Below are 15,305 nucleotides of genomic sequence, written 5' to 3'. Positions count from 1 at the left end.
GAGGGGCACGACACCGGTCGTCTCGCCTCAGGGCAGACGGATCGGGTTGACGATATCGGCGGCCAAGGTCAGCACCATGAACGCACCACCGATCACTACCGCCACATAGGTCACCGGGAGCAGCTTCAGATAGTCGACCGGACCGGCAGGGGCCTTGCCGAGCCAGCCGCGAATCGTGTTCCGGATCTTCTCGTAGAGCACCACCGCGATATGCCCGCCGTCCAGCGGCAGCAGGGGCAGCAGGTTGAATGCTCCCAGGAAGAAGTTCAAGCTGGCCAGCACCATAATGAACATGCCCCACAGGCCACGCTCGGCGGTCTCGCCACCGATGCGGCTGGCACCGTAGACGCTGACCGGGGTCTCCGGATCGCGCTCGCCGCCGGTCACCGCTTCCCACAGCGCCGACACCTTCTGCGGCATCTTGGCGAGCGACTTCACCGTCTCGACGAAGAAATCACCGGTGAACGAGATGGTGGCGGGGATCGCCGCGATCGGGCCGTACTGCTTCGGCTCGGCGTAGTCGGGGCCGACGCCGACCGCGCTCACTTCACGACTCGCGCCTTCCTTGGGCGAGCGCATGACCCGTTCCGGGGTGACCGGGACCGTCAGCGTGGTGCCGTCGCGTTCGATCGTGTAGGTGAAAGTGCCGGTCTGCTTCTGGGTCTCGGCCTGGAACTGCGCCCAGGTGCTCACCTCGACACCGTTCACGGCCTTCACCACGTCACCACGCTGCAAACCGGCCCGCTGGGCGGGTCCGTCGCCGGTGCAGGGGGCGAGGGTCTTCTGCGGGGTCTCCTGCGCGACACAGCTCATGGTGCCCAGCGCGGTGGCAGGCGGCTGCTCGAGCTGGGGCAGGCCCCAGCCGACCGCGAGGACCATCAGCAGGACGAACCCGAGCAGGAAGTTCATGCCGATGCCGCCGAACATCACGACCAGGCGCTTCCAGGTCGACTGGCGGTACATCGCCCGGTCGACCTCCTCCGGTTCGAGCTCGTCGAGCGCCGTCATGCCCGCGATGTCGCAGAAGCCGCCCAGCGGCAGCGCCTTGAGCCCGTACTCGGTCTCCCCGCGACGGAAGGAGAACACCTTCGGCCCGAAGCCGATGAAGTAGCGGCGCACCTTCATGCCGGTGGCCTGCGCGGCCCACATGTGCCCGCACTCGTGCAGCGCGATCGAAATCGTGATACCGAGAGCGAACAGTGCGAACCCCAGCGCGAAAACCATGTGGGCCCTTCTCTTTGGCGGCTGGCGCCGCGTGTTTTCGGCCTCGTAACCCCGAATCCGAGGGGCGATACTGCGCCTGCGGCGTTCCGTCTCGCCCCTCGGATCCGGGGCGGCCGAAAACGTGGTGGTCTCGTTGTGGTCGTCAGGTCAGGACGTTGTTTCACCGTCGATGGTCTTCGCGGCGTACTCCCGTGCCCAGCGGTCGGCCGCGAGGACGTCGTCCAGGGTATCGGGTTCGGCGTGCCAGCGGTCGGCGGCCTCTACCGCGCGGGTGACGGTGCGCACGATGGCGGGGAAGGCGATCTTGCCGTCGAGGAAAGCTTGGACCGCGACTTCGTTGGCGGCGTTGTAGACCGCGGTGACGCTGCCGCCCGCTTCGCCTGCCTGCCTGGCCAGGCGGACGGCGGGGAAGACCTCGTCGTCGACCGGCTCGAAGGTCCAGGTGGAGGCGGTACCGAAATCGCAGGCGGCGGCCGCGCCGGGGATGCGGTCGGGCCAGCCCAGCGCCAGGGCGATGGGGAGTTTCATGTCAGGGGGGCTGGCCTGGGCCAGGGTGGAGCCGTCGGTGAAGGTAACCATCGAGTGGACGATCGACTGGGGGTGGACGGTGACGTCGATCCGGTCGTAGGGCACACCGAACAGCAGGTGGGTCTCGATCAGTTCCAGGCCCTTGTTCACCAGCGAGGCCGAGTTCAGGGTGTTCATCGGGCCCATCGACCAGGTCGGGTGGGTCTTGGCCTCCGCGGGGTTCACCGATTCGAGCATCTCGGTGCTCCAGCCGCGGAACGGTCCACCCGACGCGGTGAGCACGAGGCGGTCGACCTCCTGCGCGCGACCGCCGCGCAGGCACTGGGCCAGCGCCGAGTGCTCGGAGTCGACGGGCACGATCTGGCCGGGCGCGGCCGCCCGCGTCACCAGGGAGCCGCCCGCGACCAAGGATTCCTTGTTCGCCAGCGCCAGGCGGGTGCCCGCGTGCAGGGTGGCCAGCGTGGGCTCCAGACCCAGCGAACCCACCAGCGCATTGAGCACGACATCGGCGTCGGTGCGGCGGACCAGTTCGGTCACGGCGTCGGGGCCGCCGAGTTCCAGCCCGAGCGCCTGGGCGGCGGCGGGATCGGCGACGGCGACATTGCGGGTGCCGGTGGCGGTCATCTGCTCGGCGAGCAGGGCGGGGTTGCCGCCGCGTGCGGCCAGCCCGACCACCTCGAAGCGGTCGGGGTTGGCGGCGATCACCTCGAGCGCCTGGGTACCGATCGAACCGGTACTGCCGAGAAGCAGCACCTTCACCCGATCGGTGGACGGGGAACTGTCGTGCATGGCACGCGTTGCGGGGTGGGACACGGGCCCATTGTGGCAGGGCTGCTGGCTACGACGGACGGTCGTATGCCACGATATGCTCACTCGCCCAACCAGAACTCGAGCCCTTAGGAGCGATCGTGGCAGCCACGGACCTCGATAAAGCCAGCACCGAGCGTGCCGTCGCCACCAGCGTCGACCCCGCCGAGGTGCCCTCGGCAGCATGGGGCTGGAGCGGTGAGTCGCGCAAGACCTTCCGCATCGCGGGTTGGGTCGTCATCGTGGCCCTGCTCGGGATGACCATCGGCAACCACAAGGGTCATGTCGAGGACATCTTCCTCGTCGGCCTGGCAGGCGTGATGGCGATCATCCTGGTCGTCGATTCGCTCACCCAGCGGATGCCGAAGTAGTTCTTCGACGACAAGTACGTCCACGCCTGCGGCAATCACCATGCGCCGCAGGCGTTTTCGTGCGTCAGCGGCCGCGCCGGGCCGGTTTGCGGCCACGCGCGACCGGCTTCTTCGGCGCCGGTTTCTTGGCCGTGGGCTTCTTCGCCGCGGATTTGCGCGCGGGCGCCGTGGCGCGCTGCTCCGGTTCCGCCACCCCGCCGCGCGAGCTGTTGGCCGAGCGGCCGCGCACGATACCGACGAACTCCTCGAGCAGATCGCTGTCGGTCCCGGCAGGCCACGCCAGCGCGATCTCGGTGAACTCGGTGTCGCTGATCGGGCGGTAGACCAGGTCGCGGCGGTGATGCAGGCGCGCGATCGATTGCGGCATGATCGCCGCGCCGCCCACGGCGGCGACCAGGGCGAGAGTGTCGACGGCCTGATCGAGATCGGCACTGTCCTGGATCGTCTCGTCGGCCAGATCCGCCGGGCCAATCGTCTCCAGCAGTGACAGCTCGTCGTCTTTCTGCACGACCGCGACCGGCGTCTCCTGCCACAGCGCGATCGCGTTGGTCGCGGTCCGGTCGATGGGCAGCCGGACGAAGCACAGGTCGACGCGCCCCTCGCGCAGCACCGACTCCTGCTCGCCCTGCGCGACGCCGACCACCTCGAGCGGGTGGTCAGGTAGCCGCTCGTCCCAGATCCGCGCCCACTTCGACACCGTCACTCCCGGCACGAACCCCACCCGCAGGCTCGCGGGCGCGTCGGGCTTCTGCTCCCGTTCGGCCTGCTCCCGCACCCGGATCAGGTCCCTGGCACGCGCGAGCAGGGCGGTGCCGTCGTCGGTGAGCTGGGTGGGCGAAGCGCCCGGCACGAAGACGCGGGTGCCGAGCTCTTCTTCCAGCTCGATCACGGTGGCGCTGAGAGCCTGCCGTGGGATCCGCAGCGCCTTGGCGGCGCGGGCGAAGTGCAACTCCTCGGCGACCGCGACGAAACGACGCAACCGGTCGAGGTCGATGGAGTCGGCGGCGGTGACGTCGAAGTCGCTCATTCTGACCAGAATATGGCACCCGCCGATCGGGTCGACGAGCCGATCAGAGGTTGGCCAGCAGCGCGATCACGCCGGCGATCACGATGACGACGACCAACAGGACCGCGTAGGCGCCCAGTGCCGATCCCCAGCCGCCCCGTTGCGGCGGCGGATTCGGGATCGGCACCGGTTGCTGCCGATACTGCGGCGGGGGCGCGTACTGCGGCTGCGGCATCCGCGGGGGCATCGGAGCGGGGTTGTACTGCGGGATGGGAGTGCCCGTCGAGCTCACCGGGCGCATGGGCTGCATGCCGACGAACGGCTGCGCGTGCGACCCCGAGGTCGGCCGGGCGATCGGGCGGGCACCGGTGGTTCCGGTGCGCACCGCACGCTGCGCGGCGTCGACGAACTCCTCGCACGAGGTGAACCGATCGGCGGGTCGCTTGGCCAGCGCACGCGCCATCACGGCGTCGAGCACTGGCGGCAGGCCCGCGCGGCGCGGACTGATCGGGGGTGGCGGCGCTTGCAGATGACCGGTGATCACCGCGGCCGGGCTGGTCGATTCGTAGGGCGCGCTGCCGGTCAGCAGTGTGTAGAGCGTGCACGCGAGGGAGTACTGGTCGGCGCGGTGATCCAGCGCGGCGCCGGTGAGCTGCTCTGGCGCGGCGTAGGCCAGCGTGGCGGTGAACGATCCGGTCTCGGTGAGGTGACCCGAATCGTCGCGCAGCCGTGCGATGCCGAAGTCGGTGAGATACACCCGCTCCTGGCTGCTGGAACGCGCCAGCAGGATGTTGGCGGGCTTGACGTCGCGGTGCAGCACCCCCGCGCGATGGGCGTAGTCGAGCGCGGCGGCGGTCTCACCGATGATCTGCAGCGCCCGGTCCGGCGGCAGGGAATGCGGATCCAGCGAGGAGGCATCGATCCCGTCGATGTACTGCATGCTGATCCACAGCTGATCGCCCTCGACGCCGCGGTCGAACACGGTGACGATATTGGGGTGGTCGAGCTGCGCGACCAGGTCGGCTTCACGCTCGAACCTGGCCCGGATCTCCTTGTCGGAGAACAACTCCCGATTCAGCAGCTTGAGCGCCGTCCATCGGGGCAGACGCGGGTGCCTGGCCAGATACACCGATCCCATCCCGCCCTGACCCAGCTGCCGGTCGATCGTGTAGCCGGCGAACACCGTCCCGTCAGAAACCACTCTGACCCCCGAATCTCGCTCTTCGTCCGACGGCCTGGACCCTACCAAACGCCAAGACCCGCGAATCGGTGCAGTACACCGCTGTGTGGCAGGTTCAACCCAGTGGAAAGCGGGCGATGTCGGCGAGGAGAACAGGCATATCGGTCTCGACTGTGGTGAAAGCCGAGCCGCGCTGGAAGACCAGCACCCATCGTTCTCGCGCGGAATCGCTGAAGGTGGACACCACGGCGGAGCCACTGTATCCGCCGTTGTAGGCCTGTTCACGATGGTGGTCGGTACGCGAGCCGGTCGAGGCGTTTCCCTTGTCACCGGTCTCACCACGAAACCGATTCACTGCCTCGACTGCGTCTGCCGCGGTCGCGAAGGCGTAGAAGAAATAGTCGGTATCGGCACTGTCCAGGCTGCCGCACGACCATTTCGCGGCTGCCTGCTGAAGCGTCAACTCCCACAGGAGTTCGTTCCGGATCTTCGTGTTCGCGTACGCCGAGCACTCACGACCCTCGAAGCCGGCGCCGTCCGCGAATCCGGTCGGCACCATCCGGGGAAACGCCTGCGACATCGCGGCCAGATCTTTGTGCGCACGCGATCGTTCCAGCATGTCCGATATCCAGGTGCTCTCGTCCTGCCACACCCAGGTGACGGCGCCGCCGATGATCAGTGTCAAGGTCAGCAACACCGCTGCGACTACCCGGCCGCCTTTTCGTCGCGGCACCGGCGCGCGGTAACCGGAGCTTCGCGGCATCGGCGGCGGTGCGTAGCCCGGGTTCGGCTGGGGCGCGGCGAAGCGCGGCGCGTGCCCGCCGTCACCGTACGGATTCGGCTGGGGGTGTCGGGGCACCGAGCGCGCACCGGCGAACACGGTGGGTTGCGCACCGGTGCCACTCAGCGCACGGCGTGCGGCAGCCGCGAATTCGGCGCAGGAGTCGAATCGGTCGGTGGCGCGTTTGGCGAGGGCGCGGGCGAGGACCGCGTCCATGGCTGCGGGCAGATCCGGTCGACGGGCGCGCAGCGACGGGGGCGGGGATTGGAGGTGCCCCTGGATCACCTGCACCGGGTTCGGCGCCTCGAACGGGGCGACGCCGGTCAGCAGCGAGTACAGGGTGCAGGCCAGGGCGTACTGGTCGGCGCGTGCTCCAGTTGCGCGGCGAGGTCGGCCTCGCGCTCGAACCTGGCACGAATCTCGTTGTCGGCGAACAGCTCCGGATTCAGCAGCTTCAACGCGGTCTGCCGAGGCAGGCGCGGATGCCGGGCAAGATACACCGAACCCATCCCGCCGCGCCCCAGCTGCCGTTCGATCGCGTACCCGGCGAAGACGTCCCCCGTCGCAAGCATGGTCCCCCGTTGTCCACCGAAGCAGTGCCCGGCCTTCAGCGAATATCCCCGCCGCCGACCAGCACCAACCCTAATCGGCGCGAGGACAGGGCACTACACCCCGGCTCAGTCCTCCACCCGCACACCCATCGACCGCGCTGTGCCCGCGACGATGCGCATCGCCGCTGCGATATCGTCGGTGTTCAGGTCGGGGAGTTTGCGGATCGCGATGCGGCGCAATTGATCCCGGCTGATCGCCCCCACCGGTTTGTGCCCGGGCTGCGGGGAGCCGGGGTGGCCGAGAGCCTTGCGGATCAACGATGCGGTCGGTGGGGTCTTGAGCCGCATCGTCCAGCGTTTGCGGGCGTCGATCGTGATCACGGCCGGAATGATCTCGCCACGCCGATCCGCGGTGGCGGCGTCGTAGCGCCGTTTGACCTCGAAGGGCGCGACGCCGGTCGGACCGAGCATCTTGCCGAGGATCATCAGCGAGGCATTGCCCGCTTCGAGCTCGAGAGTGACTGTGACAGAGGCTGTTTCGCGCGCCATAGTCAACGATCTCGGATGCACGCGTCGATCCGGTCCCACGACGGTAACGCCTGGGCCGCAACCCGCTCCAGCGGTTCGGTTCGCCTGATCCCGATTCGCCTGTCAGTCTGTGGGCGTGAAACGGGACGTTTCCGCTCGCCTGGAGGTCGCGGTCCATGCCGATTCGGTGCTGCAGTGTCAGATCGCTGTCGCCCGCCAGCCAGGACTCGATCTCATCGAGTCCATGACATGCTCGCTCGACGGCGAGTTCCTCACGCCGCGCGAAGTGGTCGGTCCGCACGGTTCCCGGATCCACGTGCTCGACGTGCGCGCGGGGACCCTCCGGATCGACTATCAGGCGACCGTCCTTGGCACCGCCGTCCTCGCGCCGCCGTCCGACTACGACCTCGCGCTGTACCGGCGGCCGAGCCGCTACGCGGAGTCGGACAAGCTACTCGGCTTCGCGGCAGCCGAATTCGGTTACGGCATCGCCGATCCCGAGGTGGCCAACCGCGTCTCGTCGTGGATCGGCAGACGGATCACCTATGTCTCGGGCAGTAGCACGCCCATCGACGGCGCGGTCGAGACACTGCTCTCCGGCACCGGCGTCTGCCGCGACTTCTCGCATCTGATGGTCGCGCTGTTGCGCGCCGTCGGCGTCCCCGCCCGGGTCGCCGCGGTCTACGCGCCGGGCTGTGTGCCGATGGACTTCCACGCCGTCTGTGAGGCCTACATCGACGGCGAGTGGCGCACCTACGACCCGACCGGCCTCGCGCCGCGCTCGAGCCTGGTACGCATCGCCACCGGCCGCGACGCCTCCGATATCGCCTTCCTGGACAACCACGGCGGCGACATCACTTTGAACTTCATGTCGGTCAACGCCTTCGTCGCGGGCCCACTCCCCTACGACGACTTCATCGCACCGAGCAGCATCGTCTGAGCTCGGACACGTCTCCCCGAGCTCATCACGGCGGCGAGGGCCCTAGCCCTCGGCGGCGAGCTGACCGCAGGCGGCGGCGATCTCCTGGCCGCGGGTGTCGCGCACGGTGCACGACACGCCCTGGGCGATCACGCGACGCACGAACTCCTTCTCGACCGGCTTGGGGCTGGCATCCCACTCGCTGCCCGGTGTCGGGTTGAGCGGGATCAGGTTCACGTGCACGAGCGGACCGAGCGCCTTGTGCAGTTTCTTGCCCAGCAGATCCGCCCGCCACGGCTGGTCGTTGATATCGCGGATCAACGCGTACTCGATCGACACGCGACGCCCGGACTTGTCGGCGTAATACCGTGCGGCGTCGAGCACTTCGGCGATCGACCAGCGATTGTTCACCGGCACCAGAGTGTCGCGCAGTTCGTCGTCGGGGGTGTGCAGCGACACCGCAAGCCGCACCGACATGTTCTCGTCGGCCAGCTTGCGGATCGCGGGCGCCAGGCCGACGGTCGACACCGTCACCGACCGCTGCGAAATACCGAGCCCGTCGGGAGCGGGCGAAGTGATCCGGCGAACCGCGTTCACCACCCGCTTGTAGTTGGCCAGCGGCTCGCCCATCCCCATGAACACGATGTTGGACAGCCGGCCCGGACCGCCGTGCACCTCGCCGTCACGCAGGGACGCCGCGGCGGCACGCACCTGGTCGACGATCTCCGCCGTCGACAGGTTGCGGGTGAGCCCCGCCTGCCCGGTCGCGCAGAACGGACAGGCCATTCCGCACCCGGCCTGACTGGAAATGCACAGCGTGTTGCGGTCGGGGTAGCGCATGAGCACGCTCTCCAGCAGCGTCCCGTCGTGCGCCTTCCACAGCGTTTTGCGGGTGTCGCCCTCGTCGCAGGCGATATTGCGCACCACCGACAGCAGCGGCGGGAACAGCGTCTCGCCGACCTTCGCGCGCACATCGGCGGGCAGGTCGGTCATCAGGGCAGGATCGGACTGCAGGCGGCCGTAGTACTGACGGGCCAACTGGTCGGCACGGAACTTCGGCAATCCCAGCTCCTGCACCGCGGCCTTGCGTTCGTCCGAATCGAGATCGGCGAGGTGGCGCGGCGGCATACCGCGGCGCGGGGCATCGAACACGAGGGGCAGGGAGATGGCCATAGTTTCACCATTGTCCCAAACGCCACGTCGGACCTGCCACGCCGGGCGACGTTATCGAGAAGATGCGTGCGTGAGCCATAGCAGTCGGCCATGATCGAACCATGAGTACACACGCGGAATCCGGTGCGTCACCGGCCGAGCACGACCCGCCGGCGACCGATCTCACCGGCAAGCACAGCAAGCCCGCCGAACCGGCGAAACCCGCGGCCGCGCCGGTACCCGTCCCGCGCGACGCCGTGCACGGGTCTCGCACCGGCTACACCTGGATCGCGTTGCTGGCCGCCGCCCTGCTCGGCATCGTGCTGCTGACCTTCATCATCCAGAACCTCGACAAGGTCCGTACCAACCTGCTGTTCTGGGATTTCGAACTGCCGCTCGGTATCACCGTGTTGCTGTCGGTGATCGCGGGCGCGCTGGTGATGGGTCTGGTCGGCGGGGTGCGCATTCTGCAACTGCGGCACGCCGCCAAGAGGTCGTCCTGACGCTGAGTCGATCAGATCAGCGCGCTGAGTACCAGCCAGGACACGAACGCCGAGGGCAGCATCGAGTCCAGGCGATCCATGATCCCGCCGTGCCCTGGCAGCAGCGTCCCCATGTCCTTGATGCCGAGTTCCCGCTTGATCTGCGACTCGATCAGGTCACCGATGGTCGCCACGGCCACCAAGCCGACACCGAGCACCACACCGATCATCGAGTTCGCCTCGAGCAGCAGCGTGACGGTCAGCAGACCGCCGATCACGCTGAACACCAGCGACCCGCAGAACCCCTCCCACGACTTCTTCGGACTGATCGCGGGCACCATCGGATGCCTGCCGAACAGCACACCGGCGACGTAGCCGCCGACATCGGAGCACACCACCAGGATCATGAAGGTGAGTACCCGGAGATTGCCGTCCGGTTCGAGCAGCAGCAGCGTCGAGAACGCGGCCAGCAACGGGATCCAGGTGAGGGTGAACACGGCGATCGCGGTATCGCGCAGGAAGTTCTTCGGCGCGGTACTGAGGCCGTGGTCGAACAGACGCCACACCATGCACACCAGCGCGGTGGCGGCGAACGCGCCGAGCACCCCACCTGCCCCCCACGGCCAGCCCAGCCAGAACACCGCCTGACCGCCCACCAGCAGCGGAATCCGCGGTACCAACACATCGGCTTCGCGCAGCCGCTTGGTGACCTCCCAGGTCGCCACGCCGACGCCGATGCCCGCGACCGCGATGAACACCTTCGGGACGAACAACAGGATCGCGATCAACGACAGCCCGAGCGTCAGCCCGACTGCCAGTGCCGCGGGCAGATTGCGCCCGGCCCGTGAGGCCGGGGCGGGCGGCTGCTCGTCCTGCGGCGCGGCCGCGGTCTCCTCGACCTTGTCCGGCATGGGATCCGGTGCCGCCCCGGTGGCGGCGGCGTCTTCGGCCACGATTGTCCCGTCGCTCAACTCGTCGTTCCGTTCATCCCCCGCACGAGCGGGACTGGCGAGATCTGGCGCTCAGACCTCGAGCAGTTCGGCTTCCTTGTGCTTGACCAGCTCGTCGACCTGGGCCACATACTTGGCGGTGGTCTTGTCGAGCTCCTTCTCGGCGCGCCCGACCTCGTCCTCACCCGCTTCGCCATCCTTCTGGATGCGACCGAGTTCGTCCATCGCCTTGCGGCGGACGTTGCGAATCGAGACCTTGGCGTCCTCGCCCTTGCTCTTGGCCATCTTGACCATCTCGCGGCGACGTTCCTCGGTGAGCTGCGGCACCGAGATGCGCAGGATGTCGCCGTTGTTGGTCGGGTTCACGCCCAGGTCGGAGTTGCGGATGGCGTTCTCGATCAGGCCGAGCGAGCTCTGCTCGTAGGGCTTGATCACGACCATGCGCGGCTCGGGCACGGTGATGCTCGAGACCTGGGTGATCGGGGTGAGCGAGCCGTAGTACTCGATCAGCACACGGGTGAACATGCCCGGGTTGGCGCGACCGGTACGGATGCTGCCCAGGTCGTCCTTCGCCACCGTGACGGCCTTGTCCATCTTCTCTTCGGCATCGAAGAGCGCTTCATCAATCACGACCGAATCCTCCACAGCGTCGTCATCGTCATCGTCCGCGGGTGCGGGGTCACGACCGAACCAGGGTGCCGATGGGTTCACCGGCGACCGCGCGGGCAATATTGCCCTTGATCAACAGATTGAACACCAGCATCGGCATCTGGTTGTCCATGCAGAGACTGAACGCGGTGGCATCGGCCACCTTCAGACCCTTTTCGATCACTTCCTTGTGGGTGATCTCGGTGAACATGCTCGCATTCGGGTCGACGCGCGGATCGGCGTCGAACACACCGTCGACCGCTTTCGCCATCAGCACCACGTCGGCGCCGATTTCCAGCGCGCGCTGCGCGGCGGTGGTGTCGGTGGAGAAGTAGGGCATGCCCATTCCCGCGCCGAAGATCACGACGCGGCCCTTCTCGAGGTGGCGCTTGGCGCGCAGCGGCAGGTAGGGCTCGGCGACCTGGCCCATGGTGATGGCGGTCTGCACGCGGGTGTCCACACCCTGCTGCTGAAGGAAATCCTGGAGGGCGAGGCTGTTCATCACGGTGCCGAGCATGCCCATATAGTCGGAGCGGGCCCGCTCCATGCCGCGCTCCTCCAGTTCGGCGCCGCGGAAGAAGTTGCCGCCGCCGATCACCACGGCCACCTGCACGCCGGTCTCGACGATCTCGGCGATCTGCTCGGCCACGGTCTGCACGACGTCGGGATCGAGGCCCACTCCGCCACCACCGAACATCTCCCCACCCAGCTTGAGCAGCACCCGGTTGTATCCAGGGCGGTCGTTACCCGGGTCGGTCATGGGTGTCGGTCTCCTTCGGCGAGGTCGAGAGCGGGGCGAGCAGGCGGCATCCATCCTGCCCTATCAGGTTGCGGTCACCCGGAAGTGGGGTCGGTCGATCCATGAGGAAAGCCCCTCCGGCGCGGCATCACACCGCGCCGAAGAGGCTGTTCGTGAAGTTCAGGCGGATCAGGCCTGGCCGACCTCGAAACGAGCGAAACGCTTCACGTTCACGCCCGCCTCTTCCAGAAGCGCCTTGACGGTCTTCTTGGAGTCGGTGACGGCGGACTGCTCGAGCAGCACGACGTCCTTGAAGAAGCCGTTCACGCGGCCTTCGGTGATCTTCGCCAGCGCGGCTTCGGGCTTGCCCTCTTCGCGCGCGGTCTCCTCGGCGATGCGACGCTCGTTGTCGACGACATCGGCGGGCACCTCCTCGCGGGTCAGGTACTTGGCCTTGAGCGCGGCGACCTGCATGCCTGCGGCACGCGCGGCGTCGGCAGCGGCGTCGCCGGTACCTTCGTACTCCACCAGCACGCCGACGGCGGGCGGCAGGTCCGAAGCGCGCTTGTGCAGGTAGGTGGCGACCGGGCCGTCGAAGGACACGACGCGACGCAGTTCCAGCTTCTCGCCGATCTTGGCCGACAGCGCCTGCACGGCGTCGTCAACGGTGCCGTCGGTCAGCTTGAGCGCCTTGAGGGCGTCCAGGTCGGCCGGCTTGGCCGCGGCGGCCGCGGTCACGATCGCGTCGGCCAGCTGCTGGAACTCGGCGTTCTTGGCAACGAAGTCGGTCTCGCAGTTGATCTCGACCATGACGCCGTCCTTGGCGATGACCAGACCTTCGGCGGTCGCACGCTCGGCGCGCTTGCCGACGTCCTTGGCGCCCTTGATGCGCAGCACCTCGACGGCCTTGTCGAAATCGCCGTCGGAGTCGGCCAGCGCGTTCTTGCAGTCCATCATGCCGGAGCCGGTGAGCTCCCGGAGCCGCTTCACATCAGCAGCGGTGTAGTTCGCCATCGGGGGCGAGCCTCCTCGTGTGTGGGGTGCTTGGGTGTTAACACCACCTTGCCGACCGCTTCTGAATTCAGAAGGGCCGGCAAGGTGAACGTAGTGCTACCGGTCAGCTCAGAAGTCGGCCGGGGTGTGCTGTGCCGGGTCGGCCTTGACCTCGGCCTCTGCCTCGGCCGGGGTCTCGACGGCCGGGGCCTCGGTCGCGGCAGCGACATCGGCTTCGGCAGCCGGGGTCGCCGAGGACAGGAGCTCCTGCTCCCACTCGGCCAGCGGCTCGCCAGCGCCGGCTTCGGGCTTCGCGTCGCCGGAAGCCTGGCCCGCGCGGGCCTGCACGCCCTCGGCCACCGCGGAGGCGACGACCTTGGTGAGCAGTGCGGCGGAACGGATCGCGTCGTCGTTACCCGGGATCGGGTAGTCGACCAGGTCGGGGTCGCAGTTGGTATCCAGGATCGCGATGACCGGGATGTTCAGCTTGCGCGCCTCGCCGACGGCGATGTGCTCCTTGTTGGTATCGACGATCCAGATGGCCGAGGGGACCTTGGCCATGTCACGGATACCGCCGAGGGTGCGGTCCAGCTTGGTCATCTCACGCGTGAGCATGAGGATTTCCTTCTTGGTGCGACCCTCGAAGCCACCGGTCTGCTCCATCGCCTCGAGTTCTTTGAGGCGCTGCAGGCGCTTGTGCACGGTGGAGAAGTTGGTGAGCATGCCACCCAGCCAACGCTGGTTGACGTAGGGCATTCCGACGCGCAGCGCCTCGGAAGCGATCGACTCCTGGGCCTGCTTCTTGGTACCGACGAAGAGGACGGTGCCACCGTGGGCGACAGTCTCCTTGACGAACTCGTAGGCCTTGTCGATGAAGGTCAGCGTCTGCTGCAGGTCGATGATGTAGATGCCGTTGCGGTCGGTGAAGATGAACCGCTTCATCTTCGGGTTCCACCGACGAGTCTGGTGGCCGAAGTGCGCGCCGCTGTCGAGCAGCTGCTTCATAGTTACGACAGGCATAGCCTTCGTATCTCTCTTTCGTTGCCGGTTGTCGCGGTCGATCGGCGATCGACTGCCCTGGCGCCACCGAAACCGCCGGACCCGATTCGAAGAATCCGGGACCAGCCGACGATTTCCCTGTTCATCCGCTGGAGAACTCGCGCTGACATGCCCTCGCGGACCGTCTGCATTGCGAGCGACGACCGGATGGACGAGCACGGGTGGCGCGCGAAGTCGGTCCGTGCTGTGCACACGCATTGGCTGCTGAGCACAAACCGCTTGTTCAGTCTACGCGGAGCAGGGCCAGGTCCGAAATCGCCCCTGCGCAACGACCGCCCATTTCGCGGATGAAGTACGCGATATCCACATGCGGGAACGTTGTCCACATTCCCGAAATCGTTGTCCCGGTGGAGTTGTCCAGCGCCCAGAGTTGGGGCATGAACACTGTGACACGCACCCTGATCACTACATTTCCGCTGCTCTTCGCGGCGGGGGTCGCTGCCGCACCGGCCGCGGCACACCCTGAGAGCGGTGCTCCACCCGCAGCTCGACCTTCCGCTACCGACGTCGCACCAACGGTCCCACACCCCAGCGACCCATCGCCGATATGCGCCGGTGGCGGGGCACGCGGGGCCGTGGTCCTGGCCCACCCACCCGAGCGGGTCAGCCAGGCGACTCGCCCATCACAGCATGCGGCCGCGCCCGGCACGGTGCCGACAGCGCCGCCCGCGCCCAACCCACAGAACGCGCCCACCTCGACAGGCCGACCAGCGGCGGCCGCTGTTCCCGTTTCGATCATCCTCGCAGCGGCGGTAGCTGTGGAACTCCCGCCGAAGGCGGTCACGGAAGGTGCGCGCAGGAGTGGTTCGCCTGTCCAGCCGCCGGAGCACCCGTCCGGCGCCGTCTCGTGCGGCCGGGAATCGAATGTGGTTCCGGTGACCGTGCCCCGACGGGAACTCGTTCCCGCTCCTGTCCCGGTGCAGGTGACGATTCACGATTTCGGATCCGCGCCGGCACGACCGCAGGGTATGGATCCGAGTGCCGGGGCCCGGTCGGAGATAGGGATCAGAGTGCTGGCCGGAGGCGGGAGCGGGTCGGCGGCGCAGCTGCCCGCGGTTCTGCGGGAGATGCTGCGGGCGCTGGCGGCGCAGCAGCGGGTGCCGACACCACGACCGCACCGCTGAGGCCTCGATGTTCGCGACCCACGACGGTGGGCTGAAGTTGGCGGGTCGCGTTCTTCGGCCCGGTTGGTCCCGACCCCGCTCCACAGCGTGGCCGGCTCGCGCCAGCCGGCCCGGTCGGTCTGACGCCGTGGTGTGGTCGACGAACCGAGCACCCCGTCATCGACCTCGACCTGACGCCATCACATCAGCGACCCGCCTGTACCGGGTCGACCAGCCCTTGCCCGGCTGTGATGCGTGGTCGGCGGCAACCGATCGTGGCCGGC

The 15,305-nt window shown here is 67.8% G+C and carries 18 protein-coding genes; 4 read left to right on the top strand and 14 right to left on the bottom strand.

What is annotated here, in order from left to right; translation table 11 throughout:
* Positions 1-27: 27 nt before the first annotated feature.
* Together ACFVVI_RS00805 and dxr are read right to left on the bottom strand one after the other, a co-directional pair.
* Positions 28-1,224: a M50 family metallopeptidase gene (locus tag ACFVVI_RS00805; protein ID WP_378992219.1), complete on the bottom strand. Its 1,197-nt coding sequence runs from the start codon at positions 1,222-1,224 to the stop codon at positions 28-30.
* Positions 1,225-1,371: 147 nt separating this feature from the next.
* Positions 1,372-2,541, bottom strand: a complete 1,170-nt coding sequence (dxr, locus tag ACFVVI_RS00800; protein ID WP_387444403.1) for a 1-deoxy-D-xylulose-5-phosphate reductoisomerase — start codon at positions 2,539-2,541, stop codon at positions 1,372-1,374.
* 119 nt (positions 2,542-2,660) lie between these two features.
* Between dxr and ACFVVI_RS00795 the strand changes: the two genes are divergently transcribed.
* The gene (locus ACFVVI_RS00795; RefSeq protein ID WP_378992217.1) at positions 2,661-2,930 is read left to right on the top strand and encodes a DUF2631 domain-containing protein; all 270 of its coding nucleotides are present in this window, start codon (positions 2,661-2,663) and stop codon (positions 2,928-2,930) included.
* A gap of 64 nt (positions 2,931-2,994) precedes the next feature.
* Here the strand turns inward: ACFVVI_RS00795 and ACFVVI_RS00790 are convergent, their stop codons facing one another.
* From ACFVVI_RS00790 to ACFVVI_RS00770, 5 genes are all read right to left on the bottom strand, one after another.
* Entirely contained in the window at positions 2,995-3,957 is a 963-nt protein-coding gene (locus tag ACFVVI_RS00790; RefSeq protein ID WP_387442191.1) for a LysR substrate-binding domain-containing protein, read from the bottom strand.
* Between the two features lie 43 nt (positions 3,958-4,000).
* Positions 4,001-5,137: a serine/threonine-protein kinase gene (locus ACFVVI_RS00785; RefSeq protein ID WP_387442189.1), complete on the bottom strand. Its 1,137-nt coding sequence runs from the start codon at positions 5,135-5,137 to the stop codon at positions 4,001-4,003.
* A gap of 94 nt (positions 5,138-5,231) precedes the next feature.
* Positions 5,232-6,188 carry a hypothetical protein gene (locus tag ACFVVI_RS00780; RefSeq protein WP_387442187.1) on the bottom strand — a complete coding sequence of 319 codons (957 nt, stop codon included), beginning with the start codon at positions 6,186-6,188 and terminating at the stop codon, positions 5,232-5,234.
* A 32-nt stretch (positions 6,189-6,220) separates the two neighbouring features.
* The gene (locus tag ACFVVI_RS00775) at positions 6,221-6,469 is read right to left on the bottom strand and encodes a hypothetical protein (RefSeq protein WP_378992212.1); all 249 of its coding nucleotides are present in this window, start codon (positions 6,467-6,469) and stop codon (positions 6,221-6,223) included.
* Positions 6,470-6,574: 105 nt separating this feature from the next.
* Positions 6,575-6,997, bottom strand: a complete 423-nt coding sequence (locus ACFVVI_RS00770) for an uL11 family ribosomal protein (protein ID WP_387442185.1) — start codon at positions 6,995-6,997, stop codon at positions 6,575-6,577.
* A gap of 115 nt (positions 6,998-7,112) precedes the next feature.
* On the opposite strand from ACFVVI_RS00770, the gene ACFVVI_RS00765 reads away from it, so the two are divergent.
* Positions 7,113-7,916: a transglutaminase family protein gene (locus tag ACFVVI_RS00765; RefSeq protein WP_387442183.1), complete on the top strand. Its 804-nt coding sequence runs from the start codon at positions 7,113-7,115 to the stop codon at positions 7,914-7,916.
* A gap of 42 nt (positions 7,917-7,958) precedes the next feature.
* Here the strand turns inward: ACFVVI_RS00765 and rlmN are convergent, their stop codons facing one another.
* Positions 7,959-9,068, bottom strand: coding sequence for a 23S rRNA (adenine(2503)-C(2))-methyltransferase RlmN (gene rlmN / locus ACFVVI_RS00760; protein ID WP_378626392.1), 1,110 nt, complete (start codon positions 9,066-9,068; stop codon positions 7,959-7,961).
* 101 nt (positions 9,069-9,169) lie between these two features.
* On the opposite strand from rlmN, the gene ACFVVI_RS00755 reads away from it, so the two are divergent.
* Positions 9,170-9,550 carry a lipopolysaccharide assembly LapA domain-containing protein gene (locus ACFVVI_RS00755; RefSeq protein ID WP_379317489.1) on the top strand — a complete coding sequence of 127 codons (381 nt, stop codon included), beginning with the start codon at positions 9,170-9,172 and terminating at the stop codon, positions 9,548-9,550.
* A gap of 11 nt (positions 9,551-9,561) precedes the next feature.
* Here the strand turns inward: ACFVVI_RS00755 and ACFVVI_RS00750 are convergent, their stop codons facing one another.
* The 6 genes from ACFVVI_RS00750 to ACFVVI_RS00725 all read right to left on the bottom strand — a co-directional run bounded on the left by ACFVVI_RS00750 (position 9,562) and on the right by ACFVVI_RS00725 (position 14,315).
* Positions 9,562-10,440, bottom strand: coding sequence for a phosphatidate cytidylyltransferase (locus tag ACFVVI_RS00750; protein ID WP_387444401.1), 879 nt, complete (start codon positions 10,438-10,440; stop codon positions 9,562-9,564).
* A gap of 111 nt (positions 10,441-10,551) precedes the next feature.
* Positions 10,552-11,109, bottom strand: coding sequence for a ribosome recycling factor (gene frr, locus ACFVVI_RS00745; RefSeq protein WP_101468579.1), 558 nt, complete (start codon positions 11,107-11,109; stop codon positions 10,552-10,554).
* Between the two features lie 49 nt (positions 11,110-11,158).
* A complete protein-coding gene (pyrH, locus tag ACFVVI_RS00740) occupies positions 11,159-11,887 on the bottom strand; it encodes a UMP kinase (RefSeq protein WP_378607015.1) in 729 nt (242 codons plus the stop codon).
* A 168-nt stretch (positions 11,888-12,055) separates the two neighbouring features.
* On the bottom strand, positions 12,056-12,880 hold the full coding sequence (gene tsf / locus ACFVVI_RS00735; protein WP_378992207.1) for a translation elongation factor Ts: 825 nt from the start codon (positions 12,878-12,880) through the stop codon (positions 12,056-12,058).
* A gap of 108 nt (positions 12,881-12,988) precedes the next feature.
* Positions 12,989-13,879 carry a 30S ribosomal protein S2 gene (gene rpsB, locus ACFVVI_RS00730; RefSeq protein ID WP_062989975.1) on the bottom strand — a complete coding sequence of 297 codons (891 nt, stop codon included), beginning with the start codon at positions 13,877-13,879 and terminating at the stop codon, positions 12,989-12,991.
* A 262-nt stretch (positions 13,880-14,141) separates the two neighbouring features.
* On the bottom strand, positions 14,142-14,315 hold the full coding sequence (locus ACFVVI_RS00725; RefSeq protein ID WP_387442178.1) for a hypothetical protein: 174 nt from the start codon (positions 14,313-14,315) through the stop codon (positions 14,142-14,144).
* A gap of 478 nt (positions 14,316-14,793) precedes the next feature.
* Between ACFVVI_RS00725 and ACFVVI_RS00720 the strand changes: the two genes are divergently transcribed.
* Complete coding sequence (locus ACFVVI_RS00720; RefSeq protein ID WP_378992206.1) at positions 14,794-15,042, top strand: hypothetical protein; 249 nt, start codon at positions 14,794-14,796, stop codon at positions 15,040-15,042.
* Positions 15,043-15,305: the final 263 nt, after the last annotated feature.

It is taken from the genome of Nocardia sp. NPDC058114 (assembly GCF_042884695.1).
Taxonomy (GTDB): Bacteria; Actinomycetota; Actinomycetes; order Mycobacteriales; family Mycobacteriaceae; genus Nocardia.
The sequence above is the reverse complement of the archived record's forward strand: the minus strand, read 5'-3'. Positions and strand labels throughout refer to the sequence as shown.